The organism is Anoxybacillus sp. P3H1B, from assembly GCF_001560855.1.
Taxonomy (GTDB): domain Bacteria; phylum Bacillota; class Bacilli; order Bacillales; family Anoxybacillaceae; genus Anoxybacteroides; species Anoxybacteroides rupiense.
Genome location: NZ_LPUG01000009.1, coordinates 12,981 through 37,720 on the forward strand (window position 1 = coordinate 12,981; position 24,740 = coordinate 37,720).

The 24,740-nt window shown below is 44.3% G+C and carries 24 protein-coding genes; 7 read left to right on the plus strand and 17 right to left on the minus strand.

The genetic code is table 11. The features are described 5' to 3' along the window. The first annotated feature begins 43 nt into the window (after positions 1-43). A complete protein-coding gene (locus AT864_RS00345; protein ID WP_066145326.1) occupies positions 44-481 on the plus strand; it encodes an Hsp20/alpha crystallin family protein in 438 nt (145 codons plus the stop codon). 65 nt (positions 482-546) lie between these two features. Here the strand turns inward: AT864_RS00345 and AT864_RS00350 are convergent, their stop codons facing one another. Genes AT864_RS00350 through AT864_RS00365 form a run of 4 tightly spaced genes read right to left on the minus strand, consistent with a single transcriptional unit; the run spans position 547 to position 5,275 of the window. Then, entirely contained in the window at positions 547-1,566 is a 1,020-nt protein-coding gene (locus AT864_RS00350; RefSeq protein WP_066145328.1) for a LacI family DNA-binding transcriptional regulator, read from the minus strand. A gap of 12 nt (positions 1,567-1,578) precedes the next feature. After that, on the minus strand, positions 1,579-3,105 hold the full coding sequence (gene galT / locus AT864_RS00355; RefSeq protein ID WP_066145331.1) for a UDP-glucose--hexose-1-phosphate uridylyltransferase: 1,527 nt from the start codon (positions 3,103-3,105) through the stop codon (positions 1,579-1,581). Positions 3,106-3,107: 2 nt separating this feature from the next. After that, on the minus strand, positions 3,108-4,094 hold the full coding sequence (gene galE, locus AT864_RS00360; RefSeq protein WP_066145333.1) for a UDP-glucose 4-epimerase GalE: 987 nt from the start codon (positions 4,092-4,094) through the stop codon (positions 3,108-3,110). After that, a complete protein-coding gene (locus AT864_RS00365; RefSeq protein ID WP_066145337.1) occupies positions 4,094-5,275 on the minus strand; it encodes a galactokinase in 1,182 nt (393 codons plus the stop codon). Before AT864_RS00365 ends, galE begins: the two co-directional genes overlap by 1 nt. Positions 5,276-5,574: 299 nt before the next feature. Here AT864_RS00365 and AT864_RS00370 point away from each other — a divergent pair, with 299 nt between their 5' ends. Further along, complete coding sequence (locus AT864_RS00370; protein ID WP_066145340.1) at positions 5,575-6,357, plus strand: EcsC family protein; 783 nt, start codon at positions 5,575-5,577, stop codon at positions 6,355-6,357. 5 nt (positions 6,358-6,362) lie between these two features. Here AT864_RS00370 and AT864_RS00375 read toward each other — a convergent pair whose 3' ends face one another. From AT864_RS00375 to AT864_RS00390, 5 genes are all read right to left on the minus strand, one after another. After that, positions 6,363-8,567 (minus strand): alpha-galactosidase, encoded by a 2,205-nt coding sequence (locus tag AT864_RS00375; protein ID WP_066145343.1) that lies wholly within the window; start codon positions 8,565-8,567, stop codon positions 6,363-6,365. A 364-nt stretch (positions 8,568-8,931) separates the two neighbouring features. Beyond that, positions 8,932-9,471: a glycerol-3-phosphate responsive antiterminator gene (locus tag AT864_RS00380; RefSeq protein WP_369815478.1), complete on the minus strand. Its 540-nt coding sequence runs from the start codon at positions 9,469-9,471 to the stop codon at positions 8,932-8,934. Between the two features lie 57 nt (positions 9,472-9,528). Further along, entirely contained in the window at positions 9,529-9,696 is a 168-nt protein-coding gene (locus AT864_RS18055) for a hypothetical protein (protein ID WP_172798628.1), read from the minus strand. 35 nt (positions 9,697-9,731) lie between these two features. Continuing rightward, the gene (locus AT864_RS00385) at positions 9,732-11,132 is read right to left on the minus strand and encodes a HAMP domain-containing histidine kinase (RefSeq protein WP_044742302.1); all 1,401 of its coding nucleotides are present in this window, start codon (positions 11,130-11,132) and stop codon (positions 9,732-9,734) included. Further along, positions 11,129-11,803, minus strand: coding sequence for a response regulator transcription factor (locus AT864_RS00390; protein ID WP_044742301.1), 675 nt, complete (start codon positions 11,801-11,803; stop codon positions 11,129-11,131). The genes AT864_RS00385 and AT864_RS00390 overlap by 4 nt, the downstream gene beginning before the upstream one ends. A 925-nt stretch (positions 11,804-12,728) precedes the next feature. Between AT864_RS00390 and AT864_RS00400 the strand changes: the two genes are divergently transcribed. After that, the gene (locus AT864_RS00400; protein WP_066145355.1) at positions 12,729-13,196 is read left to right on the plus strand and encodes an Hsp20/alpha crystallin family protein; all 468 of its coding nucleotides are present in this window, start codon (positions 12,729-12,731) and stop codon (positions 13,194-13,196) included. A gap of 260 nt (positions 13,197-13,456) precedes the next feature. Further along, the gene (locus AT864_RS00405; protein ID WP_066145358.1) at positions 13,457-13,711 is read left to right on the plus strand and encodes a sigma-G-dependent sporulation-specific acid-soluble spore protein CsgA; all 255 of its coding nucleotides are present in this window, start codon (positions 13,457-13,459) and stop codon (positions 13,709-13,711) included. A gap of 254 nt (positions 13,712-13,965) precedes the next feature. On the opposite strand, the gene AT864_RS00410 is transcribed toward AT864_RS00405, so the two are convergent. Further along, the gene (locus tag AT864_RS00410) at positions 13,966-14,373 is read right to left on the minus strand and encodes a YppG family protein (RefSeq protein WP_044742298.1); all 408 of its coding nucleotides are present in this window, start codon (positions 14,371-14,373) and stop codon (positions 13,966-13,968) included. Between the two features lie 413 nt (positions 14,374-14,786). Between AT864_RS00410 and AT864_RS17390 the strand changes: the two genes are divergently transcribed. Beyond that, the gene (locus AT864_RS17390; protein WP_082063547.1) at positions 14,787-14,963 is read left to right on the plus strand and encodes a YppF family protein; all 177 of its coding nucleotides are present in this window, start codon (positions 14,787-14,789) and stop codon (positions 14,961-14,963) included. 423 nt (positions 14,964-15,386) lie between these two features. On the opposite strand, the gene AT864_RS00415 is transcribed toward AT864_RS17390, so the two are convergent. Further along, positions 15,387-15,755, minus strand: coding sequence for a YppE family protein (locus tag AT864_RS00415; RefSeq protein ID WP_044742296.1), 369 nt, complete (start codon positions 15,753-15,755; stop codon positions 15,387-15,389). A gap of 27 nt (positions 15,756-15,782) precedes the next feature. After that, on the minus strand, positions 15,783-16,016 hold the full coding sequence (locus AT864_RS00420) for a hypothetical protein (RefSeq protein ID WP_044742295.1): 234 nt from the start codon (positions 16,014-16,016) through the stop codon (positions 15,783-15,785). A gap of 203 nt (positions 16,017-16,219) precedes the next feature. Here AT864_RS00420 and recU point away from each other — a divergent pair, with 203 nt between their 5' ends. Together recU and AT864_RS00430 are read left to right on the plus strand one after the other, a co-directional pair. Further along, a complete protein-coding gene (gene recU / locus AT864_RS00425; RefSeq protein ID WP_066145361.1) occupies positions 16,220-16,816 on the plus strand; it encodes a Holliday junction resolvase RecU in 597 nt (198 codons plus the stop codon). Positions 16,817-16,867: 51 nt separating this feature from the next. Beyond that, complete coding sequence (locus AT864_RS00430) at positions 16,868-19,558, plus strand: PBP1A family penicillin-binding protein (RefSeq protein WP_066145364.1); 2,691 nt, start codon at positions 16,868-16,870, stop codon at positions 19,556-19,558. 30 nt (positions 19,559-19,588) lie between these two features. On the opposite strand, the gene AT864_RS00435 is transcribed toward AT864_RS00430, so the two are convergent. The 5 genes from AT864_RS00435 to AT864_RS00455 all read right to left on the minus strand — a co-directional run bounded on the left by AT864_RS00435 (position 19,589) and on the right by AT864_RS00455 (position 24,737). Next, positions 19,589-20,092, minus strand: coding sequence for a YpoC family protein (locus AT864_RS00435; protein ID WP_231734569.1), 504 nt, complete (start codon positions 20,090-20,092; stop codon positions 19,589-19,591). Then, entirely contained in the window at positions 20,082-20,750 is a 669-nt protein-coding gene (gene nth, locus AT864_RS00440) for an endonuclease III (protein ID WP_066145370.1), read from the minus strand. Before nth ends, AT864_RS00435 begins: the two co-directional genes overlap by 11 nt. 209 nt (positions 20,751-20,959) lie before the next feature. Beyond that, positions 20,960-21,658 (minus strand): DnaD domain-containing protein, encoded by a 699-nt coding sequence (locus tag AT864_RS00445; protein WP_066145373.1) that lies wholly within the window; start codon positions 21,656-21,658, stop codon positions 20,960-20,962. A 474-nt stretch (positions 21,659-22,132) separates the two neighbouring features. Then, complete coding sequence (gene asnS / locus AT864_RS00450) at positions 22,133-23,425, minus strand: asparagine--tRNA ligase (RefSeq protein WP_066145376.1); 1,293 nt, start codon at positions 23,423-23,425, stop codon at positions 22,133-22,135. 121 nt (positions 23,426-23,546) lie between these two features. Then, positions 23,547-24,737 carry a pyridoxal phosphate-dependent aminotransferase gene (locus AT864_RS00455; RefSeq protein ID WP_066145378.1) on the minus strand — a complete coding sequence of 397 codons (1,191 nt, stop codon included), beginning with the start codon at positions 24,735-24,737 and terminating at the stop codon, positions 23,547-23,549. Positions 24,738-24,740 lie beyond the last annotated feature (3 nt).

Here is a 24,740-nt window from a genome sequence, read left to right on the forward strand (position 1 = left end):
AAAATACTATATGTCGACATGAAGAAAAAAGGAGGAATTACTAATGCCGTTAGTGCCTTATGATCCATTTCGGCATTTAGAAACGATGCGGCGCGATTTCAATCGTTTATTTGCTCGTGATTTTTCATCATTATTCCCCGATAGCGAAGCGATGATGCCGCGCGTTGATATGCATGAAACCGATAAGGAGTATATGATTTCCTGCGATCTTCCGGGGCTCGAACGCAAGGAAGATGTTCATATCAATGTTCATCAGCAAACTCTTCACATCAGCGGAACCATTCAACGAGACGAATCCGTCAAGGAAGAACAAATGCATCGGCGCGAGCGTTTTTTCGGCCGCTTTCATCGTTCTATTCCGCTTCCTTCTGACGCAGATGCTGAACAAATTCGGGCAACCTATAAAAACGGCGTCCTCAATATCCATGTTCCGAAAACAAATAATCAGCAACGAAAATCGATCGATATTCAATTTCATTGAACCGTTTGTCTATAAAAACAGGGTGTCCTGCATCAAGAACACCCTGTTTTTCCATATACATAAAATTAATCCTTTTTTATACAAACACCGCTGCTTTCACGGACAACTAAGGCAGTCGGGATGACGACTTTTTTTGACAAATGCCGCTTGGTGGAAAGCCTTTCAACCAACAGTTCAACGGCGGTTTCCCCCATAAATTCCGTATGCACTTTAACGGTTGTCAGCGGCGGCTGAACAAACGCTGATGTGGGAATGTCATTAAATCCGACCAGTGACATATCTTTTGGAACACGAACACCCGCTTCATGCAGTGCTCGCAAGGCGCCGATCGCCATCGAGTCGCTAGCAATGAAAAAAGCAGTCGGACGATCATTTCTCGTTAGCGCTTGTTTCATCAGCATATATCCATCTTCCGCCGTAAAGCGTCCAGTGAATACATAATCCGGACGATAGATTCCTTTTACATATAAATATTCATAAAACGTCGCTTCCCGTTCATCGTTAATCGGTGTCTTTCCATCGATATACTCCCGGCCGCCGATGTAGCCAATACGTTTATGGCCAAGAGAGAGAAGGTAATCTAGCACGCCAATCATCGATTGGCGAAAATCGGCGACAACGGAATCAAACCGCTTTTCATCAGGCGCAAAATCGACAAACACCATTTGTTCCGCGCTTGATGAAAACACCTCAATATCTTTTGGGCCGAATTTTCCGATCGCGATGATGCCATCGAGCCCTGAGAGCCATTCGGACTCATAGGAACCGTCCTGCTTAAACAATTTCACAAGTTCAATTTGGCGATGAAAACATTCTTTTTCCACCCCTAAGCGAATCGCCATATAATAAGGATCACCTAATTCCTGAGCTTCAGAGTACCAATGGACAAGGCCGAATCGCAACCGTTCTTTCGCCGTTTGTTGGCTGCGCTCACGCATCGTTTTATAATTTAGCTCTTGTGCGATTTCAAAAATTCGCTTTCTCGTTTCTTCTGACACAGAGAGCGTTGGATCATAATTTAATACGCGTGACACGGTCGCTACCGACACTCCCGCTTTTTCTGCGATTTCTTTTAATGTCGCCATGGATGAAACATGTCACTTCCTTTCCACATGCGCCTGTTCTGCTACCCTCCGCAAAAACATCCGGAACGCCCGCTTTCCTTCTTCCGTCCGTTTAAACACGCCCGCATGTTCAAGCACGACAATAAAGCGTTGTCCGACTTCATAGCGCAACATCTCTTCCACATTTTCCTCGCTGAAACGGTTGTATCGACCGCGCATCCGTTCGACCCAATCGGCGTGCTTCCGCAGCGGCGCAGCCCAATGTTCCGTTGGAGTATCGCGCACAAGGCACTGCTTGAGCGCATCCAATTCGGCCGCGAGCCGTCCCGGAAGAACCGCAAGCCCCATTACTTCAATCAGTCCAATATTTTCCTTTTTAATATGATGCAACTCTTCGTGCGGGTGGAAAATGCCGTACGGATGCTCTTCAGATGTCCGATTGTTGCGCAAGACGATATCCATCTCAAATAAATCGCCACGCCGACGCGCAATCGGCGTCACGGTGTTGTGCGGTGTGCCGCCGGTTTCATGGAGAATCCCGACGCTTTCATCGCTATAGGTTCGCCATGTTTGGTAAATCAGATCGGCCGCATTGAGCACCTCGGATTTTTGGCCGCGCAAACGGATGACTGACATCGGCCAGCGAACCATGCCGACGGTTAATGACGGATAAGATGGCAGCTGGATCGATTCCTCGATGGCCGCTTTCTCCATGGCGAATCCATAACGCCCACCTTGAAAATGGTCATGCGCTAAAATGGAGCCGCCGACAATTGGCAAATCAGCATTCGATCCGATGAAGTAATGCGGAAATTGTTCGATAAAATCGAGCAAGCGGGCAAATGTCTTCCGTTCCATTTTCATCGGTACATGTTTATCGCTAAGAACGATGCAATGCTCGTTGTAGTATACATAAGGAGAATATTGAAAATACCACTGTTCATCTAATAGCGAAAGCGGAATCATGCGATGATTGGTGCGTGCCGGATGATGCCAAGTTCCCGCATATCCTTCATTTTCCGCACAGAGCACACATTTCGGGTACGACGAAGGCGGCTTCGCTTTTAATTGAGCAATATCCTTTGGATCTTTTTCCGGTTTTGATAAATTAATGGTAATATCAATATCCCCGTACTCCGTTTTCACCTTCCACTGACGATTTTTTGCAATCCGATCCATTTGAATATAGTTAGAAGCGCAGCTCAATGAATAAAACCAGCCGGTCGCCTCCATCGGGCTGTTTCGATATTTGGCCAAAAACTCGCGAATGACTTCTGACGGTCGCGGCATGAGACAATTCATCAGCTTCGCTTCCCATATCTCCCGCTCCGTTACCGTGTTGGTTTGCAATCGCCCTTGCTCGTATGCCCAATCGAGAATCGCTGCTAAAATCGGGGAGGGGGAGGACGGAAGCGGCGGAAGCTCTTCAGAGGGGTGCCACTCTTCTAGCCCAAGCGTGGCAAGCAGCCGATTGCGCACATAAATGACATCTTCCCGCTGAATCAGCCCTTTGGCAACCCCGTACTGAACAAGCTGCTCAATCGCTTCATAAATGTTCACATTCACACACCTCGGTACCCGTTCGGTTTTGCATGATGCCACTCCCAAGCAGAGGCCACGATGTCATCGATGTTCGTATACGTTGGCTTCCAACCAAGCTCCCGCTTCGCTTTTTCCGCAGAAGCGACCAATCTCGCTGGATCGCCGGCACGCCTTGGCGCTACAAGCGCTGGAATGTCGCGACCCGTCACGCGACGAGCGGCTTCAATCACTTCCTTCACAGAAAATCCGCTTCCATTTCCGAGGTTGAACACGTCGCTTGTGCCACCGTTTCTCAATTTTTCTACTGCTAATAGGTGAGCATCGACTAAGTCAAGAACATGGATGTAGTCACGGATGCATGTTCCATCATGCGTGTCGTAGTCTTCGCCAAAAATTTGTATCTCGCTTCGCTGTCCTAACGCCACTTTTAATATAAGCGGAATTAAATGCGTTTCTGGATGATGATCCTCTCCTAAATAAGCGCCATATGCCCCAGCCACATTAAAATACCGCAGCGAAATATAACGGATACCGTAAGCCTTGTCGGCCCATTTCATCATTTTTTCCATCGCTAGCTTCGTTTCGCCATATGCGCTTTCCGGCACTGTTGGGTTGGTTTCAGAGATCGGTATTTGCGTCGGTTCCCCATATACGGCAGCCGTCGACGAAAAGACGATGCGTTTGACATCAAACTCATTCATCGTCTCTAGCAGCACTTGCGTCCCATACACATTGTTATCATAATACTTTAGCGGCTCCTGCATGCTTTCGCCCACAAGAGAATGAGCCGCGAAATGGATCACCGTATCAATGTCATAGCTGCTAAACACATGCCGCAAGAAACGGCGGTCACGAATGTCTCCATGACAAAAGATCGCTTCTGGATGGACCGCTTCACGATGTCCCGTTTGCAAATTGTCCACGACTACGACTTTTTCGCCTTTTTCAATGAACCGATACACCGCATGGCTCCCAATATAGCCAGCTCCTCCGCAAACAAGAATCATTATACCATCTCCTTTTCTTCTTTTATTTCTCTCGCCCCGCCGCCGATTTTTGCCACATAAAAGCTCGCTTCATAGCCAATTTTTTGCTTATATTCACATCCGACCCGTTCAATGAATGAAGCGATATATTTGTCTTTCACAATATTCACTGTACAGCCGCCAAAGCCGGCTCCCGTCATGCGAGCGCCAATGGTTCCTTCGTGCTTCCACGCTGTTTCTACAAGAGTATCAAGTTCTATACATGTCACTTCATAATCGTCACGCAATGAGACATGCGATTGCCGCATCAGTTCGCCAAAGCGCGCTAGATCGCCTCGTTCTAACGCCTCCGCCGCCTCCATCGTTCGCTCGTTTTCGGTAACGGCATGACGAACTCGTTTTTGTTCGCTAGGAGAAAGAAGATGCTCATACCTCTCAAGCTGCTCGCTTGTCATCTCTCCAAGGGAATGAACGTCGATCTCCTTCTGCAGCTTTGCAAGCGCGGCTTCACACGCCGCTCGCCGCTCATTATACGCTGAATCGGCCAATCCCCGTTGTTTGTTGGTGTTGGCGATCACAATCGAACAATCCTGAAAGCTTAATGGCAAATAGCGATACGCTAGTGTTTGGCAGTTTAATAGAAGCGCATGGTTAAATTTCGCCATTCCAATAGCGAACGGATCCATGATGCCACAATTCACGCCGATATATTGATTTTCTACCTGTTGGCTCCATTTGACAAGCTCAAGCATATCGATGTTTCCAGCAAATAGCGTATTGATCAGGACAGCTGTGGCCAGTTCAATCGAAGCGGAAGAGGATAAGCCAGCTCCATTTGGAATATTTCCATAATAAAGAACGTCAAATCCGGTGTCTATTGAGCATGCTAACTGCATGGTAGCGATCATTCCTTTTGGATAATTCGCCCATCCATGTTCTCGATGATAAGCTAAATCATCAAGCGAAACAGTCACTACTCCATGTTCGGAAAAATTTTTCGAAAACAGGCGAATCCATGAACTGCCGTTTTTTCGGGTAAGCGCATATGTCCCGATATGTAGCGCACACGGCAGGACATGTCCGCCGTTATAATCCGTATGCTCACCGATCAAATTGACGCGTCCCGGCGCAAAAAACACGCGAATATCTCCTTTGCCCTTACCAAATAAAGAAACAAAATCATCCATTAACTCTTTCATCATTTACATGCCTCCTGCCGGTTAGCTTTATTCCCATCTTTATTGCTAGAACGAATCGAATCTTTAGCCCCACAGTTGAGCGAAATCGGATCATCATCTGCTCGCTTTAGAACAAATGTTGATGTATCAATTGTATCTATCAAATAGAACCTTCAGTAAAATATATATTAATGTTTACTAAAAATTTTACCATCATTTTTACTTAATCACAATGATAAATTTTGCGCTTTGAAACATTTTTTCGCTTTGAACGTATAACAAATCATAAACATATCCACCTTATGAATAAAGGGGGCTCGTTCATGGAAAATAAATTTGATCTTGAAAGAGAACTACATAAAATCGAACAATGGGAAAAAGACCAAAAAGATTTATGGTTTTGGGAAAAGCTAGGCCGCCTGCCGTTCAAGCTGTTGGACAAGATCACGCCAGCCATCATCCATAAAAAGCTGGGCCAGCTCTTAGATGAGCTTGGAAGCTATATCCAAACAGGCGGGCAATACCTTGTGCAAAATGAAAAAGTTCTTGAAAGATTTCCCGCGTCATCGATTGAGGAAGTATCTCATCTGCCGCTTGAAAAAATGGATCGCGTTTGCGATGAGTTCATTGAATCACGAATCGCTTTTGCACAATATCAAGGAGCAACAACCGGGATCGGTGGCGTTTTTACACTGGCTATTGATATCCCTGTCCTTCTTGGGCTCGCTTTAAAAACCTTACAGGAAATCGCGCTCACGTATGGATATGATCCAAAAGAAAAAAAGGAACGCATTTTCATTGTCAAGTGCCTGCAATTCACTTCGGCCGATATCGTTGGCAAAAAAGCGATTATTGACCAACTGTCCTCATTTTCCAACGACCATCAGCAAGTCTTTTCACAGCTGCAAGGATGGCGCGAGGTATTAATGACCTTCCGTGATCAATATGGATGGAAAAAACTATTTCAGATCGTTCCGATCGTTGGAATTATTTTTGGATCCATGTTTAACAAAATGTTTATCGAAGATATTGCAGAAACAGGAAAAATGCTGTATCGAAAACGAAGAATTTTGGAAAAGATTCATCAAATAGAATCCGCTGTCTAACCTGACTAGACAGTGGATTCTATTTGATTTGCTTTTAACAGCCATATGACACTTACAAAATCTCCCGATCGTTCCGGCACATTCAGTCCAGCATACATTAACTCATCCCCTCCGTATGTTTCGCCGCTATCCATGATGTGGTAATTTTTATTTGGATCAAGCCCTTTCAGGCGAATAAAAGCGAGCGGCGGATTGGCTTCTGCTAGCACCCTGAAGTAAGCAACGAACGCTTCCGTTTGATCTTCAGATACGAACATCCAAGCGGTTTCATTTCCCGAAAATGGGCTCAATATGCGGTAAAAGGTGCCGAACTGGACAAGATGGCGAATTTGTTTGTAAAAAGCGACTTGTTCCTTTATCTTTGCCCGCTCTCTGTCACTTAATTTTGTTATATCAAACTCGTAGCCAAAATTTCCTGACATCGCTACATGGCCGCGCATATCCAAAGAGGTGATTCGATGGACTTGGCGATTCGGAACGGCCGATACGTGCGCTCCCATCGATATAACCGGATACACAAAACTCGTTCCGTATTGAATGGCTAAGCGGGAAACCGCATCTGTATTGTCACTGGTCCATGCTTGCGGCATGTAATAAAGCATCCCCGGATCAAAGCGCCCCCCTCCTCCTGAACAGCTTTCAAACAAAATCTGTGGAAATCGCGATATGATTTCTCCCATTACTCGATATAGACCGAGCATATATCGGTGCGCTGTTTCCCGCTGTCGCTCCGGAGGCAAGGAAGGAGAGCCAATTTCTGTCATATGTCGGTTCATATCCCACTTTACATACGAAATAGGAGCGTTGGCAAGCACATTTGTGATCGCTTCAATCATATAATCACATACTTCCTTGCGGGCATAATCGAGAACAAGCTGATTTCTTCCTTCCGAACGAGGCCGATTCGGAACATGCAGACACCAGTCAGGATGCTTCCGATACAGGTCGCTATCAGCGGAAACCATTTCCGGTTCTATCCATATTCCAAATCTCAGCCCCATTCCATGGATTTGCTTCGCCAGTCCCTCTAATCCATTTGGAAGCTTGCGTTTATCAACGATCCAATCCCCTAATGAGCTTTTATCATTATCGCGATGTCCAAACCAGCCATCATCGAGCACAAACAACTCAATGCCAAGCTCCGCAGCCGTTTTTGCAATGTGGATGATCCTTTCTTCATTAAAATCAAAGTGCGTAGCTTCCCAGCTATTGATCAAAATCGGACGTTCGCGGTCTCGGAACGCCCCGCGAGCAAGCCGGGCACGATATAATTCGTGGAACGTTTGCGACATCCCGTTCAGTCCTTGATCAGAGTAGACCATGACGACTTCCGGCGTTTGAAACGATTCGCCCGGCTCCAATAGCCAGGCAAAATCGAACGGATTGATGCCCATCACGACACGGGCGGTACGAAACTGGTCAACCTCTATTTGGGCAAGAAAATTTCCGCTATATACAAAGCTCAGTCCATACACTTCTCCCCGATCTTCAGTCGCAGCTTCCCGCAATAAAGCGATAAACGGATGATGCTGATGGCTGCTTGCTCCTCGACGGCTCTCAACCGATTGGATCCCCTCCCTCAGTTTGCTTCGAACCACTGACCGTTCCCTCGCCCAAGCTCCCGACAAATGGATCCACTCATAATCCGCGTCGTGAAAGTCGACATTCATGCTTAATGCCCGTAATAGTTTAATCCGCTCTGTCCCTTGATTTTCCAAACGAACCGAACGAGTGATAGCGCCGAATTCCTCGTATGCGGTGTATAATAAAATCGCTCGCAATCCCGTTTCCCGATCCTCCAAGACGATTTCAAGCGTCTCTGCTTCCTCCTCGCTCTCTACATATGTTGCTGGTAATCCTTTGATCGTTGGTTTTCCTTTATAAATTCGATGCATGTGATAGCGCAAATCAGAAATCGTCGATCCGTTTTCAAGCTGCACTTGATAGGCTGGAGTGCGGAAATCGGTATTGCCGTATGCTGGATATTCTTGCGGCAGCGTGTCTAAAGAAAACGACCGATCGTTCGGCAAAGGATTAGGAGAAAAGGCGCGTCCCCGAAACCGCAGCTTTCTTGAGAGAGAAGCTTTGCGAATCCGCTTTCCCCAATATAAATGAGCTAGGTAGCCTGATTTAACAATTTGCATGACATAGCTTGCCTTGCTTGTTTGCAAATGAAACTGGCTTGTCGCAGGATCAAATGAAATGGCCATCCGCTTTCCTCCTCCGTATGATATATTCGAAAAAATGTGCAAACCAAAATGAACGCACCCGTTGTGCTATAGGGATGGTACGCCATGCTATACATTATAAATAAACCGGATGCGTCAACATCTGTCCCCTTGTGAGCAGGAGATCTTTCGTTGATTACTCATTACATCATATTTCGCTCCTCTCTTCTTTTTCACATCTTTATCGCGTTGGATACTCGAACACAGGCGCTACATCCCCTTTCCTTGTGTAAAAAACAAAAGAGACCACACCAAACACGACAAGCGTTCTGCTTATCATGCATGCGCGGTCTCTCCTAATCTCCTGGCGCCTTATTCACGTTATTTTTAAACAAACCCGATCTGCCTATTGAATTTCGTTATATTTTTTATAATATTCCAACAGTTCTTGATTGGAAGTTGTAATCGCTGATGCCCCTGCATTCAATGCACGTTCGACATCCTCTATCGTGCGTACCAGCCCCCCGGCAAAAATCGGAATGCCTGTCCGCTCTTTCACCTCGCGAATGACATGAGGCATGGCCCCAGGCATCACCTCGATAAAATCCGGCTTCGTTTTTTCAATGAGCTGATAGCTTTTTTCCAAAGCGTGAGAATCAAGCAGAAAAATGCGTTGGATAGCCAGCACCTTTTTTTGTCTTGCCTTCATAATCACGCTTCCCCTTGTTGAAATCAATCCGTACGGCTTAAATTCTTGGCACAAATATTCAGCCGCATACTCATCATGGCTTAGCCCTTGAATTAAATCAGCATGAATGATTAAGCTTTTTTTATGCTGGCACGCATAACGAAACACGCTTTTCAACTGCGAAATATGCAATTCCAGCAACACCCCATACCGATATGGGCTGCTTAAAAAGCGATCAAAATCTTTCATTGTTTTCATGGCAGGAATGATCTTTTGCTGTTCGATATTCAAAATCATCCCTCTCTTCTACTCTCTTTATGATTCGTGGCTTTTTGCCGGCTCCATGATCGTTAGGCAGGATAGCGAAAGCATCGTTCTTGGTTTGCAGGCACTTATTTTAATGCCTCGCTTTTGAAACTTTTCAATCACATGTTGAATGGCTTTCTTTTGGTGATTGATTCCTCCATGCAAGTGGTCTTCCATTCTCTTCTCACCTTTCTTCCTCGCTCTGTCATTTTTCATAAAACAGCTTTAGGAATAAACAGTTCCACTGTTGTTCCTGCGCCCACCTCGCTTTGAATCGAAATCTGTCCGCTATATTTATCCACAATTTCCTTTGCGATCGCGAGACCAAGCCCTGCTCCGCCTTTCTCGCGGCTTCTTACCTTATCGACACGATAGAAACGCAAAAACACCTTTTCTAATTCGTCACGGGGAATTCCAATTCCTTTATCTACAACCGAAATTGATACATATTTTCCTTCTTCTTTTAAACAAACCATAATTTTCTTATTTTGTTGTGAATATTTTACGGCGTTATCCATTAAAATGAGCAACAGTTGTTCTAAATGATGCTTGGCCATTCGAACATGAACCGTTTCCTCAAGCTCGTTATCAATGATAAAATGAAAACTTGGATGAAGAACACGAAAGTTTTTCACAACTTGCTCCGCCGCCTCGCTCGGCGAAATCGGCTGAAGATCAAGAGGAACAGCAATCGCTTCCGCCTTTGATAAATCTAATAGCTCAAGCACAAGCTTTTTCAAACGCACGACTTCTTGAGATGCTGCTTGCAGCGATTCCTCTAAAATGTCGCGATTATTTTTCCCCCAGCGATTTAATAAGGAAAGATGTCCTTCCAAAATGGCGATAGGGGTGCGCAATTCATGGGAAGCATCTTCAACAAATTGCTTTTGCTGTTCAAACGAATCCTGAATCTCATCCATCATTTTATTAAACATGATCATTAATTGGGTCATCTCGTCGTTTGAGGCAGGGACATCCATCCGCTGCTCAAATCCCTTATTTTTGATGTCCATCATCGTTTTCGTTACCGATTGCAGACGTCCGACAAAATGCTGGGCAATGAACATTCCAATCAATGCGCTCATGACCATGGCAATAATGCCGATGCATGTCATCATGATGAACAGCATATTCGTCATATGCTGGACTTTGACCAGATGACGAATAATTTCAATGGTCCCGCTCGCCGTTCCGAAATGAAACGGCTTGCGCAGCACAATGGAGCGTTCATCATTTACCAAATGATATTCAATCTCTAATCGTTTCGGTTGCGCTGCAGGAAGCAACGAAACAGATGCATGATTAGAAACGGACACCATCACATTTCCTTTGTCATCAAGAATGCGAATCACCTGATATTTTTCGTTCAACTTTTCAAGCAACGGCTGACCTTCACGAATGCTCTCTCGAGATATATTACGTTTTTCCTCGTAATAAGTTTCAATTTCTTCAATTGTTTTTTTCATTGTTTTTTCTTCTTCATTCAGGAGCCACTGCTTCACAACTTCATATTGCAGGCATGTAAATAAAAAGTACATAACAAAAATCACGGACCCTGAAAGAAAAGTGAGCTTCCATTTTAATGAGACGTTTCCAAGACGAAAAGGTTTCATGACCGCATCACATATCCAGAACCTCGTACTGTTTGAATATAGCGCTCCTTATCTTTTTCATCCAGTTTATGACGCAAATAACGAACATACACATCGACCACGTTCGTTTCGACCTCCGTATCAAATCCCCACACTTTGTCAAGAAGCATATCCCGTGTCAAGACAATATCAATATTTTGTAAAAAGGTAACAAGTAAATCATATTCCCTTTTTGTCAAGTCGATGATTTGCCCTTCTTTTTTCACGATGCGCGCTTTGACATCAACAAGCAGATCCTTAAATGCTAAGCACTCCTGCTCAGAAGCAGGCTGAATGCGGCGGAACAGCGCCCGAATACGGGCAAGCAATTCCTCGATCGCAAATGGCTTGACAATATAATCATCAGCACCGTTATCTAACCCCATCACGCGATCGAATACACTGTCTCTTGCGGTAATCATAATCACTGGGGTTTGCTTAACCGCTCTTAAACGCCGGCATACTTCCATCCCATTGAGGCTCGGCAGCATCAAATCGAGCAAAATAAGCCCCCACTCTTCCGATAAAGCAAGATCAAGGCCTTTCCTTCCATCATTACATACACATACTTCATATCCTTCATGGAGCAAGTCTAGTTCAATAAAACGAGCCAGGTTGGTTTCATCTTCAATAATTAAAATCCGCTTGTTCATTTTTTGCTCCCTCCTACTATCAACGCATTCTATTTGATCAAGGCCTCAGTCAAGAGCCTAGAAGCGGCGGTGGCTGGATCTTTGCTAAGCCTAACTAAAAATCTACAACTTGTCTCCGGCCGCCGCATGGATTTTCCAGCGGTGATTCACTCCATTAAAAAATGGCATTGATATCCGTGATGCTAGCTGAGCATCGCATGCAACGATTATAGATGATTGAACTTGCTCCCTCCATATTTTTCCGTTATGTGAGCAGGCGATGAGCCGCTTTCAATGGCCGCCCGAACATGAATGTTGACAGATGCCGTTCATTCGCCATCACGATGACAGCCCAAAGACAGCCAGTGAGTCGATTGGACTTGACACCACGAGTTACTTCATATATATCATATCAAAAAGAAATGCCAACCGCTTCAAACGGTCAGCAACGATGATGTAGCTGAGCTTAGTTTTGCACAACCTGCGGATCTTTATATAAAGCTTTTTACATTCGTGTAACGAAGGCACCTCTCCCTTATCCAAAACCGGCCGTTCAATTTTCCAGTGATATTCTGTCGTCTTTTTATCAAGAGTGGTGATCAAATAAATCCATAAACGCTTGAACGATTTCAACAAGCTGATACATAAGCAACGATAAAGCCGTTCCTGAGAAAAAAAGCGTAATCAGCATTCTCACATGCTCTCCTCCTTCGTGATGCCGGGTTCGTTGTGTTAAAAGGATGAGCATTCGATTCATGTGTGGATTCATTTCAAGAAATGCTGCTCTTATTCCGGCTTTATGAACATTTTTCATCATCCATTTTCATCATAAAGGATCAATCTTAAAAACAAATGAAATTTCATTAAAAAAATGGGGAGTGACCTTTTTGACGAAACGAGAATACATTTAAAGAAGAGAATTTTAACGCGAAAGGAGAGCTACATGATGAACGAGCATTTTCAATCACCTATGCGAAAAAAACGAGACGACGAACCGTTCCAACGACTCCGTGAAATGGTGGATCAATTTTTTGATGAAAAGCCGATCAGAAAAATGTTTGAAACACTAGATGAATACTTCCATGAAACCTTCTCCCGCTCTTATATTCCAATCGACATCCATGAAACAGCTACGGAATATGTGATTACCGCCTATCTCCCAAACGTCAACCGCCAGCAAATTCAATTAGAATTCCATGAAAAGGTATTGCAACTTACCGTCTATAGCGATGAAACACTCGAGGCAACAGACGAACAAAAGCAGATTTACAAAAAACGACGCATGCACCACCGTACTACCCGTTCTATCCCGCTTCCTTATCCTGTGACCGAAAAAGAGATTCAAGCTTCCTTTGAAAACGGAGAGTTGGTCATTCGCCTACCACAAAAGAAAAAATATATTGATATCAACTAAAAGGTGCAGAAAAAGCACCTTTTTAAACACATCGACCGAGAAGTCTCCCACCCCTATGTAAAGTGGAGGTGGGAGAAGCTCATGTAAAATAAGGAATCATCAATACTTGTGCGCGCCCATACATACTTTTTAGCGTTCTGACGGACTCTATGAATGAAAGGACTTTCTATGAAAAAAGGAGAGAAGCGCCGTTCTTGATCATATCCCATTGCTGTCAACAGTGGAATCCCCAAAATTTTTATGATAAGGAGATGAAGAAGATGGAAACCACCTTAGCTTATCTGCGGGAAGCGCTATCCAATTATCTGGACTACCATAACGATATTCCAAGTCACATTTATCATAAACTGCTGGAAAAGCCTTACGCGAACGAAGAAGAGTTTGTCCGTCATTTATCGCAAAAAGAAGCCGCTTTTTTAAACCATGTTTTGCCGTATGAAATTCATTATGCGATGAACGAACAAGACATGAAGCGCGCTCACCAGCTCAATGAAGTATACGAGCAGCTACTTTAGCCGAAAAAAGCATGCGATCCAAAATAAGCCTTTATGCGGAGCCGTTTCCTTATGGTGATAAGGAAACACCGCATCCTATCAGGAGTCTTGTCTCTCCATTGGAGAAAGGTTAAGAAAATGGTGTTCTTCATCATAAAGGGACTCCGCCAAAAGCTTTCATGAGACGATTCTTGCTCCTACCATCTTCATAGTAAAAACAGACGATGAATCGCTAAACATCGGCCATCCTCACACAGATAGGAGGATGGCGTTTATTATGCTTTAAATGCCCCGACCAATCCTTTCAGCACTCCACCGATTTGATTGACGGTCTGAATCATTTGTCCCATTGTATTCATCATTTTATTGATATCGTATGTGCCATCGGAATTTTTAAATTGGGACATAATCGACGGAAGGCCTGAAGCAGGCGGCTTTAGCACCGGACCAGATGGTGCGTATGGCACAGGATACGGAGCTCCCGCGTTTTTTCCTACTGGATAAGGCGGATTCGTGCCGTGCATAAAATAAGGCTGCTGATTCATAGAATTTCCCACTGGGTATCCTTGGTGGATTGGCCAATGCGAAAACGCTTGAGAATAGGGCATATGCCATCCCCCTGTTGGATAAGGCCACTGCGGAGATGACGGCGGAAGCGGAACACGATACGGATATTGATACATAACATCCTCCCCCACTTTTCGATATACGTGCAACTTGAAAATCAACGGTCGAAGGCAAGACGACAAAAATTCATGGATCGATGACGCAGTCCGTTATTCGATTCATCCGCCGCCGAAAAGCCACACGCACTTCATCTAAAGTTCCACCTGTAAAAAAGCTAAGTACATTTCTATAGGCTGACACCATTATATGTATAGAATGGGCGAAAAGTGAAAATGGCGCCGTACATCATCCATCCTGAAAATCCTTCATTTATCCATGTGCGCGAACGGAAAAGTTCAGCAACGGGCTATTTTCATCCTTACGAATTGTCATATGTTGTCGGAAGTTTCAATTTTTCGAATTTACATCAACCATTATTTTTTATGATAAGATGAACAAAAAGATGAGATGGATAAAGGGGGCATCGATCATGAATACGACAGAATTAAAGGGGAAATTTATAGCGAAAAGAAACTATGAACCGGCCAGCATCAACGAGCTGCTTGATTTTGCCCGTCAAGTATACCTGCGCGGGGAGCTTACGATTTCTGAATATCGCGATCTCACCCGACAGCTGGAGCTAGCAGGCGCTCATAAGCCTGAATAACCGATGGATCATTCATGAAGACAGGACGGGCTCGCTGCTTTTTCATGATTTCATCCGACCCGGTCGAAACATCCACTGTTCGCGGTTATCGGTTAAGCTGTATAACCTGAACATAAGCCGAGTGAACTAATTCCGCTTTCTGTAGATGTTCTACTTAGAAAACTGAATGATGGGTTCCATGGATAAGCATGTTGAAGCGCCCGCTTTTCTTTCTGGCTTTTGCAAAGGAAGGCCAGAAAAAAGCAGGCCTATTTTTTTGAAAAAAAAGTGAACACTCAACATCTAATCTATGCTGATCAGCCTCCCTCCTTTCAAGCAAACAGCGGATATATACGAAAAAATGCCCCCAAATACAAAGGAGGTCAGGCTTTTCCTTTCATCTCAAATATAAATAAGGCTATCCCTTAACAGATGGATAGCCTTTTATTGATTTGATCTCATTTCCAATCGTTCGCTGACAAGAGTAAGAGTATAGTCAATGGATTGATGAAATTGCTTCAAGCGTCGAAGCTTGACCGCAGGATAAAACGCCTCGACTACAATTTTTTCGATATTTTCGCTTGTTGCTTCGATTTGCTGCGAATGAACATGCTGCGGCCGCTCTGTGCGGATCCAAGCGAGCGCCTCCTGCCTCCATTTCTCTACCGTTTGACTGACAGCATCAGCAAACGGCTTTACCTGCTGGAAAAAATCAGGCTGTTCATGGCTATTAACGGCTTTTTCAGCTATTTGTAAAATTTCATCATTATATTTGAGCAACTCGTTTGTCAAACGTCTAAGCTGTTCATACATGTCGCATTTCTCTCCTTTTGAAAACCATTATACAAAATGAAGCTTCGATGCGACAAACACTTTCTTCTCAGCCTCGTGATCCAGCTGCTTCTCTACATGGTCAAGCTGCGCAGCTAACTCGTTGATTTGCGACTGCTGATTTCGCTGCTGTTCTTTCACGAGATCATCCATCATTTCATCCATTTTTTGATCAATTTGCTGCATCAACTCCAAAATTTCTTCCAGTTGTTTTTCCACTTCCTCTTTTCTCACCCACCGCATATGCGAATCCTCCCCCTTACCCGTTTGCTTTTAAACATTCGCCGTTTTCCGCGTGCTCCCTTCACACTTGACAAAACTAGAAGCGTTTCGGCAAAGAAAGTCGTCTTTTTTATTTCTTCGTGCAATTTCGACATTTTCTTTATTCCCCCTATTCCAGCTCTCCTATGGTATAATAAAAAACATTCAAAGGAGATGAGGAGAAGATGTTCAAATATCCCGGTGGCAGACAATATAAAGTGAAGGAAACAGAAGAAGCCGTTCAACCCCTTCATCAAAATTATGGAAACCGCGGGATGACGTTAGAAGAGGATTTAAATTCCACCAATGAGTATTACCGCGAGCATGGCATTGCCATCATTCATAAAAAGCCGACACCGATTCAAATTGTCCGTGTTGACTATCCAAAGCGCAGCGCTGCTGTCATTAAAGAGGCCTATTTTAAACAAGCATCAACAACGGACTATAACGGTGTTTATCGCGGTAAATATATTGATTTTGAGGCAAAGGAAACGAGAAATACAACCTCTTTCCCTTTAAAAAATTTTCACGAGCATCAAATTCAGCACATGAGGCAGGTGCTTCAGCATGGAGCCATTTGCTTCGTTATTTTGCGTTTCGCTTCCTTGGGTGAAGTGTACCTGCTGGATGCTTCGCATTTGCTTTCCTTTTGGGAAAGACAGCAATCTGGCGGTAGAAAATCGCTAACCAAACAAGAAATTGAACAGTATGGCCATCACATTTCACTTGGCTATCAACCTCGAATTGATTATATTAGAGTAGTAGAAAACATCTACTTTTAAGTAAGAAATCAAATCAATTTCTTACAATGATTAGAAAGGTAGGATTTGCTTATGTCTGGTGAATATCGTTCTCGTGCAGAACGGAAGCAAGCAGCAAAACAACCAAAGCAAAAAAAGAAAAAAAAGCGAAAAGCCAACTCGTTATTGAAAACAATCGCACTCTCGCTTATGTTGTTAATCATAATCGGATTAGTCGGAGGGATTGCGACATTTGCCTATTTCGTCAAGGGCACACCGCCGCTTGATGAAGCCAAAATTAAAGACCCTTTATCATCGACTGTCTACGATATGAATGGTCATAAAATCGCTGAGCTCAGCGCGAATGGCCAAAAACGAACGTACGTTTCCTATTCTGACATTCCGAAAGTCTTGGAAAACGCGGTGCTGGCAACAGAGGATGCCCGGTTCTATCAGCATCACGGCGTCGATTTTATCCGGCTTGGCGGCGCGGTGCTGGCGAATGTAAAAGAAGGGTTTGGAGCGGAGGGAGGAAGCACCATCACTCAACAAGTGGTTAAACTCTCCTTCCTTTCATCCGAAAAAACGCTCAAACGCAAATCACAAGAGCTGTGGCTGGCCCTTCGTCTTGAGCAAAAATATTCTAAACACGAAATTTTAGAGATGTATTTAAACAAGATTTATTATTCGAACAGTATTTATGGGGTGGCTAAAGCGGCAGAGTTTTATTTTGGCAAAACCAATTTGAAAGACTTAACGCTCCCTGAAGCGGCCCTGCTCGCAGGCTTGCCGCAAAGCCCAAACAACTATAATCCGTACGAACATCCAGAAGCGGCGAAAAAGCGGCGCGACGTCGTGTTATCGCTTATGGCCAAGCATGGATTTATTACAAAAGAAGAAGCGGAAAAAGCGAAGAAAGTGCCGATTTCCTCCATGCTCGTCGATCGGAAAAAGAACAGCGGCACGGCCTCGCTTCCATATGATTCGTTTATCGACGAAGTGATTAGAGAAGTAACAGATCAAGCGAACGTGAACGTATATGAAGATGGATTAAAAATTTACACGACGCTCGATCCAAATGCCCAAGATTATGTAGAAGACTTGCTTAATTCTAATGAGTTATTTACAAAGAAAAAGGATTTACAATCATCCATTGCTTTAATTGATACAAAAACTGGCGAAATCCGTGCACTTGGCGGCGGACGCGATCCAGAGAACGTTACATTCGGCTTCAACTACGCGATTCAGCCAGTTGGGCAGCCTGGTTCAACCATTAAACCAATTTTAGATTACGGTCCAGCCATTGAATATTTAAAATGGTCGACAGCCCATCAGCTTGTTGATGAACCATATCAATATTCAGATGGCACGCCGATTAAAAACTGGAATGGCAGTTATGAAGGCGCGATGACGATGCGGACGGCTCTTGCCAAATCGCGCAACATTCCTGCTTTGAAGGCATTTCAAGCTGTTGGTCGAGAACGTGCGAAACAGTTTGCCAATAAGCTTGGCATGGGATTTGACACCGTTTATGAATCATATTCTATCGGCGGTCTTGAAAAAGGCGTATCGCCGCTGCAAATGGCTGGGGCTTACAGCGCTTTTGGCAATAATGGGGTCTATATCAAGCCGCATGCGGTCACTAAAATTGTCTTTCCTGATAATACAGAGATGAATTTGACGCCAAAACCGAAAACAGCGATGAAGGATTATACCGCTTATATGATTACCGACATGCTCAAATCAGTCGTGCAATCCGGAACAGGTACGCTTGCGAACGTGCCGGGTCTTCATATCGCTGGGAAGACGGGAACCACCAACTATGATAAAGATACGGCCCGTAAATACGGCTTGTCTAGCAGCGCGGTCCCAGATAGCTGGTTTGTCGGTTATACGCCAAATTATACGGCGGCTGTATGGACCGGCTTTAGCAAACGAAGCAGCACAGCGGATTTATCGACATATGAACAAAAGCTGCCGCGCTTGTTATTCAAAAAGGTCATCGCCCATGTAGATAAAGGCGGCAAAGATTTCCCAATGCCAAATAGCGTAGAGAAGCTGCCAATTAAAAAAGGCTCCAATCCGCCGAAGCTGGCAAGCAAATATACGCCAGCCAGCGAAATTACGTATGAATGCTTTATAAAAGGAACAGAGCCGACGGAAACAGCAAAAGATGAGCCGCCAGCAGCACCAGCGAATTTGCAAGCCGTCTATGATGCTGCCACAGATGCCATTTCCCTTTCTTGGAAATATGACAACGGTTCAAATGGAGACATGGCATTTGAAGTGCGTATCAAAAATGATAAAGGCGACTCAAGTGTGATTCCAACGTCCGACTCTTCTTTAACCATTAATCATCCGACTCCAGGAGCCGTTTATACGTTTGAAGTATATGCGGTAAGCAAGGACGGACAAATCAGAAGCAATCCAGCCGTGGCGACTGTCAATGTTCCGGGCAACGAACAGGAGGAACCAAACGGCAACAATAATAACAACGGAAACAATGGGAATGGAAACAACAACGGAATTCCTGGCAATAACGGGAACAACGGAAATGGAAACAATAACGGAATTCCTGGCAATAGCGGAAACAATGGGAATGGAAACAATAATAATTCTGGGAATGACGGCAGCGGCAATTCTGGCAACAATAATAACGGAACTGGCGGCAATACAGAAAATGGTGGAAGCGGCGGACAAAATAACAACGGTGGCAGCTCTGGCGGAAGCACACCGCCAACAACCCAAAATACCAGCCCTAATAACTCAACTCAAACCCATTAACGGCTGAATGCCGCTAGAAAAAAGGATGCCTCAACATGGAGGCATCCTTTTTTTTACAATCGCCCACTTCTTATAAAAAAGCTTCGCCGCTTCCTCAAACAATTCATTTAATTGAACAAATGAAGGATACGTATCACATCGCTGAAAAATGAATTGCAAGCGCTCCATACAGTTCATCGGTTTAAGCGGCAGCGATTCCACTGCTTTTTGCCACATACGAAGCTGGGTGACTTTGCTTTGATTCATCCAAAATAAAAGCATTATAAAATAAGATAACCCGCGAATCATCGGCTTCTGGACAAGCGTTCGGTTTCTTTCCGCAAAAAGTGCCTGAAGCTGCGCTTTTTCCTCATTCCACAGCTTCAGTAAAGCAGGGATCGATTGTTCTGCTTTTTCCCAAGGCACATAAGCGCTATCTACGATATCATAATAAAAATACACTGTTTTAAGTGCATAAGGGAACGGAGCCTCTTCTTGTTTCTCAATCATCTCTTCTTCTTGGAAAAACAACGGATGAACAAAGTCAATCGGCACTTGCAATTTTCTCCCTGCCCTTCATTCTTTTCTTTCCTTCTCGACATAGTTCAAGCAGGGGACAGATTTCGCATTTTGGTGATTGGGCTTTGCAATGATAACGCCCGAAAAAAATCATCCGGTGATGGGTAATCGACCACTCTTCTTTTGGTACCTTTCTCATCAGGGTTTCTTCTACTTCAAGCACAGAGTCCTTCCAACGGCAAAAACCAAGCCGTTTGCTAACTCTCTCCACATGTGTATCCACTGCGATCGCTGGGACGCCAAAAGCGACCGAAACCACCACATTCGCCGTCTTGCGCCCAACCCCCGGCAGCTTCATCAATTCGTCGCGATCACAAGGCACTTCTCCTCCATATTGTTCGAGCAGCATGGTGCACAGCTTTTGAATATTTTTCGCTTTGTTCCGATACAGTCCAATCGATCGGATATCTTGCTGAAGCTCTTCCAACGGAACCGATATATAATCTTCAGGCGTTTGATATTTTGCAAATAAATGTTTTGTTACTTTATTTACGAGCGCATCCGTGCATTGCGCCGACAAAACTACCGCAATTAGCAATTCAAAAGGGTTGCGGTGTATCAATTCGCAGTGAGCGTCCGGAAACATCTCTCCCATTCGATCCAAACAAATGCGAATTTGTTGCCGATTCAGCATAAGAATTCTCCTTTCGTTTTACAGCCGCTAACAGTAGCAGCGATTCCATTCTTTCTCACATCAAAGCTTGTCCTATTACGTTTCGTCACATAGGCCTATATGAACCTTCCCCATCTCCATTCCATTAAGAGGTGGGAGACTTCTCGGCGGATGATGTTAAAAAAGTGGCTGCCTCAATCATAGAAAAACGAGAGACGGGGGCCTCTCGCTTACGATTCTAGCCAATTATAAAATGTAACGGTTTGTCGATGCTCTTCCTGTGATACAGGCTTGGCTTTCGATTGATGCTTGCGAAATTTTTGCCCATAATCTTTCGCCTGTTCAATCGTACGCACCCCATTCTTTTTCCACTCAAACAAAATTCGATCAATATAACGGAAATTTAATTTCCCGGACAATACCGCTTCGCGAAGCGCGGCTTTTATGATAGCTGGATCATGCCCGTCTTGATCCATCCACATCGCCAGCGTCTCGCATTCAAACGGCGAAAGCGGTCGGCCAAACTCTTGTTCAAACATCGTATACAAGCTTTGTTCCTCTTCCTGGCGCTCTTTCTTTTGTTCGTTCATCGACTCGGAAATTAAATGATGCACTAACTTTTCCCATAGCGGCTTAAGCGAGTATTTTTCGCCCAAAATGGCTCCATCCACCTGTTCTTCAATAGAAACAAATCCTTTTTGCAAAAGCTTCCGCAATGCTTCCATACATTGTGCCGGCGTTAACGTCATCCTTTCTGCCAGCTCATCTGGAGTTGGAAACCATACCCCTTCTCCCATAAATGCATGCAAATGCAAAAGCAGCATAAATTCTACTTCCGTTAAACCTAAACGTTTATAATGCTGCAAAAGCAGCTTTGGAATTGCAATGCTGCCTTGGGCCAGCCATTCCGCCATTTTTTCTTTGTCCATTGGAATACACCTCAACTATAAGTATAACATGGATGCTAAGTATTAGATAATCTATATCGATATAACTTGACACCTTAACAGTTGCGTCGATATAAAGTCGACGGTCGTGTGACTGAACAATACGGCTTACAGACCCATCAATCGGTCTGTAAGCCGCCTGTTGTTCGGTGCTGTGCCACGCTAAGGCATAAGCAGAAAAGTTATTGACTTTTCTTGGACCGTCAAAAAATAGAAGTTTGCTTTTGAATAAATAATCAGTTCAATCTTCTCGTTGTATCTATGCATATAAATACAACTGAAAACGGGTGTCTGTCAAAACCTACATTCGAAAGAATCTCACGACTTGTCTAAATCATGTAATAAGCACGATCATCAAGCCATTGCGTATTAGGAAGATAAGAAAGCCCCCTAAAAGCTTGGGGGCTAATTCAACACGATAAACAAAACATGGATTCAATAAAAATACTGGTGCGATTATGGATATAATCGGTTCAATAGCCGTGGGAACGGAATCGTTTCACGCACATGTTCGACTCCGCAAATCCAAGCCACTGTACGCTCTAACCCTAAACCGAAACCTGAATGAGGTACAGAGCCGTATTGACGCAATTCTAAATACCATTGATACGCTTCAATTGGCAAATGATGCTCTTCTAAGCGCTGTTTAAGCAGATGGTAGTCGTGAATCCGTTCAGACCCACCAATAATTTCGCCGTACCCTTCCGGTGCAATTAAATCCGCACAAAGCACCACATCTGGACGGTTCGGATCAGGCTGCATGTAAAACGGCTTTAACGCAGTTGGATAGTGGGTAATGAACACTGGCTTGTCAAAGCTCTCCGCAATCGCTGTTTCATGCGGCGCTCCAAAATCATCTCCCCATTGAATATCATCAAATCCTTTGTCATGGAGAAGTTTAATCGCCTCATCATATGTAATGCGCGGAAATGGAGCTTGAATCTGCTCAAGCTTTGATGTGTCACGTCCCAAAGTTTTTAATTCAAGCTGGGAATTTTTCAACACCGCTTGAACGATATACGATACATATTCTTCTTGTATCTTTAAGTTATCTTCAAATTCGTAGAAGGCCATCTCCGGCTCGATCATCCAAAACTCAATGAGATGGCGGCGTGTTTTCGATTTTTCCGCACGGAACGTCGGACCAAATGAGAACACTTTTCCAAGCGCCATTGCGGCTGCTTCCATATAAAGCTGACCGCTTTGAGAAAGATAGGCATCTTCATCAAAATATTTTGTATGGAATAACTCCGTTGTTCCCTCTGGTGCACTTCCTGTTAAAATCGGCGGATCTACCTTGACAAATCCGTTGTTATTAAAAAATTCATAGGTTGCCCGGATGATTTCATTGCGAATTTTCATAATCGCATGCTGGCGTTTTGAACGCAGCCATAAATGGCGATGATCCATTAAAAACTCGACACCATGCTCTTTTGGCGTAATCGGATAATCAACCGCTTCATGAATGGTTTGTATGTTTGTCACCGATAATTCATAGCCAAATGGCGAGCGCTCATCCACGCGAACAATCCCTGTCACATATAAAGATGTTTCTTGCGTAATGGATTTTGCCGCCTTAAAGACGTCTTCCGCTACTTGCGATTTTTCAACTACTCCTTGAATAAAACCAGTGCCATCGCGCAGCTGCAAAAAAGCGATTTTTCCGCTTGAACGCTTATTTGCCAGCCATGCGCCGATCGTCACCTCTTGTCCTACATATTTGCTTACTTCTGCAATTGTTGCTTTCACCGAAAATTCCCTCCAACATTTGTTCAAAAAACTATGTATGCATAACTTATATTATACCTTTCAGCCAAAATGTAAGCAATACACGAAGCGGCTCTGTCATCGACAAAGCCGCTTTTGAAGCTTATACACGATTTGCGCGTTGCTCCATAAATTGCTGAATGCGCTCCATCGCCGTTTCTAGCACATCAAGCGATGTCGCATAAGACAAGCGAACATTATCGGGAGCACCAAAGCCAGAACCCGGAACAAGCGCCACCTTTGCTTCTTCTAAGAGAGCTGTGACAAATTCGTCTACATGGTGATATCCAGCCATTGCGGCCGCCTGCCGCGCATTCGGGAACAAATAAAATGCGCCTTGCGGTTTAACGCACGTAAATCCTGGAATTTGAATGAGTTTTTCATAAATAATATTTAACCGTTGTTCAAAGGCTTGCCGCATTTGTTCCACTGGCTCTTGTGGCCCACTGTATGCAGCAATAGCGGCATATTGAGCGATGGAAGTCGGATTTGAAGTGCTGTGGCTTGCAAGATCCGTCATCGCCCGAATGATCTCTTTATTTCCTGCAGCATATCCAATCCGCCAGCCAGTCATCGAATGCGATTTAGACAAGCCATTAATGATTACCGTTTGCGCCTTTAACTCTGGCGACAATTGAGCAATGGACACATGGCGATGTCCATCATAGACCAGCTTTTCGTAAATTTCGTCCGAGACAATGAATACATCATGCTCCAAGCAAATTTCACCAAGCGCTCTTAGTTCTTCTTCCGTATAAATCATTCCTGTCGGGTTACTTGGTGAATTAATAATAACCGCCTTTGTGCGATCAGTAATAACCGATTTTAATTGCTCAGGCGTAATTTTAAATTCGTTTTCCTCAAGCCCCTCGACATAAACAGGCACTCCTCCAGCAAGCTTTACTTGTTCCGGATAGCTGACCCAATATGGCGTTGGAATAACGACCTCATCACCTTCGTCTAAAATGACTTGAAATAAGGTATAGAGCGCATGTTTGGCTCCCACGCAAACGATTATTTCAGATGGCTCGTAGCGAAGCCCTTGGTCTCGTTCAAACTTTTTCACAATTTCCGTTTTTAAGCCCGCTAGTCCACCGGAAGGCGTATATTTTGTATGTCCCTCATTCATCGCCTGAACGGCCGCATCCATAATGTGCTGCGGTGTATTAAAATCCGGCTCTCCTGCTCCTAAACCGATGACATCATATCCAGCTGCTTTCAGCTCTTTCGCTTTAGCCGTAATCGCCAATGTCGCAGAAGGCGTGAGCGATGCCACTCGTTTTGCTAATTTCATGAT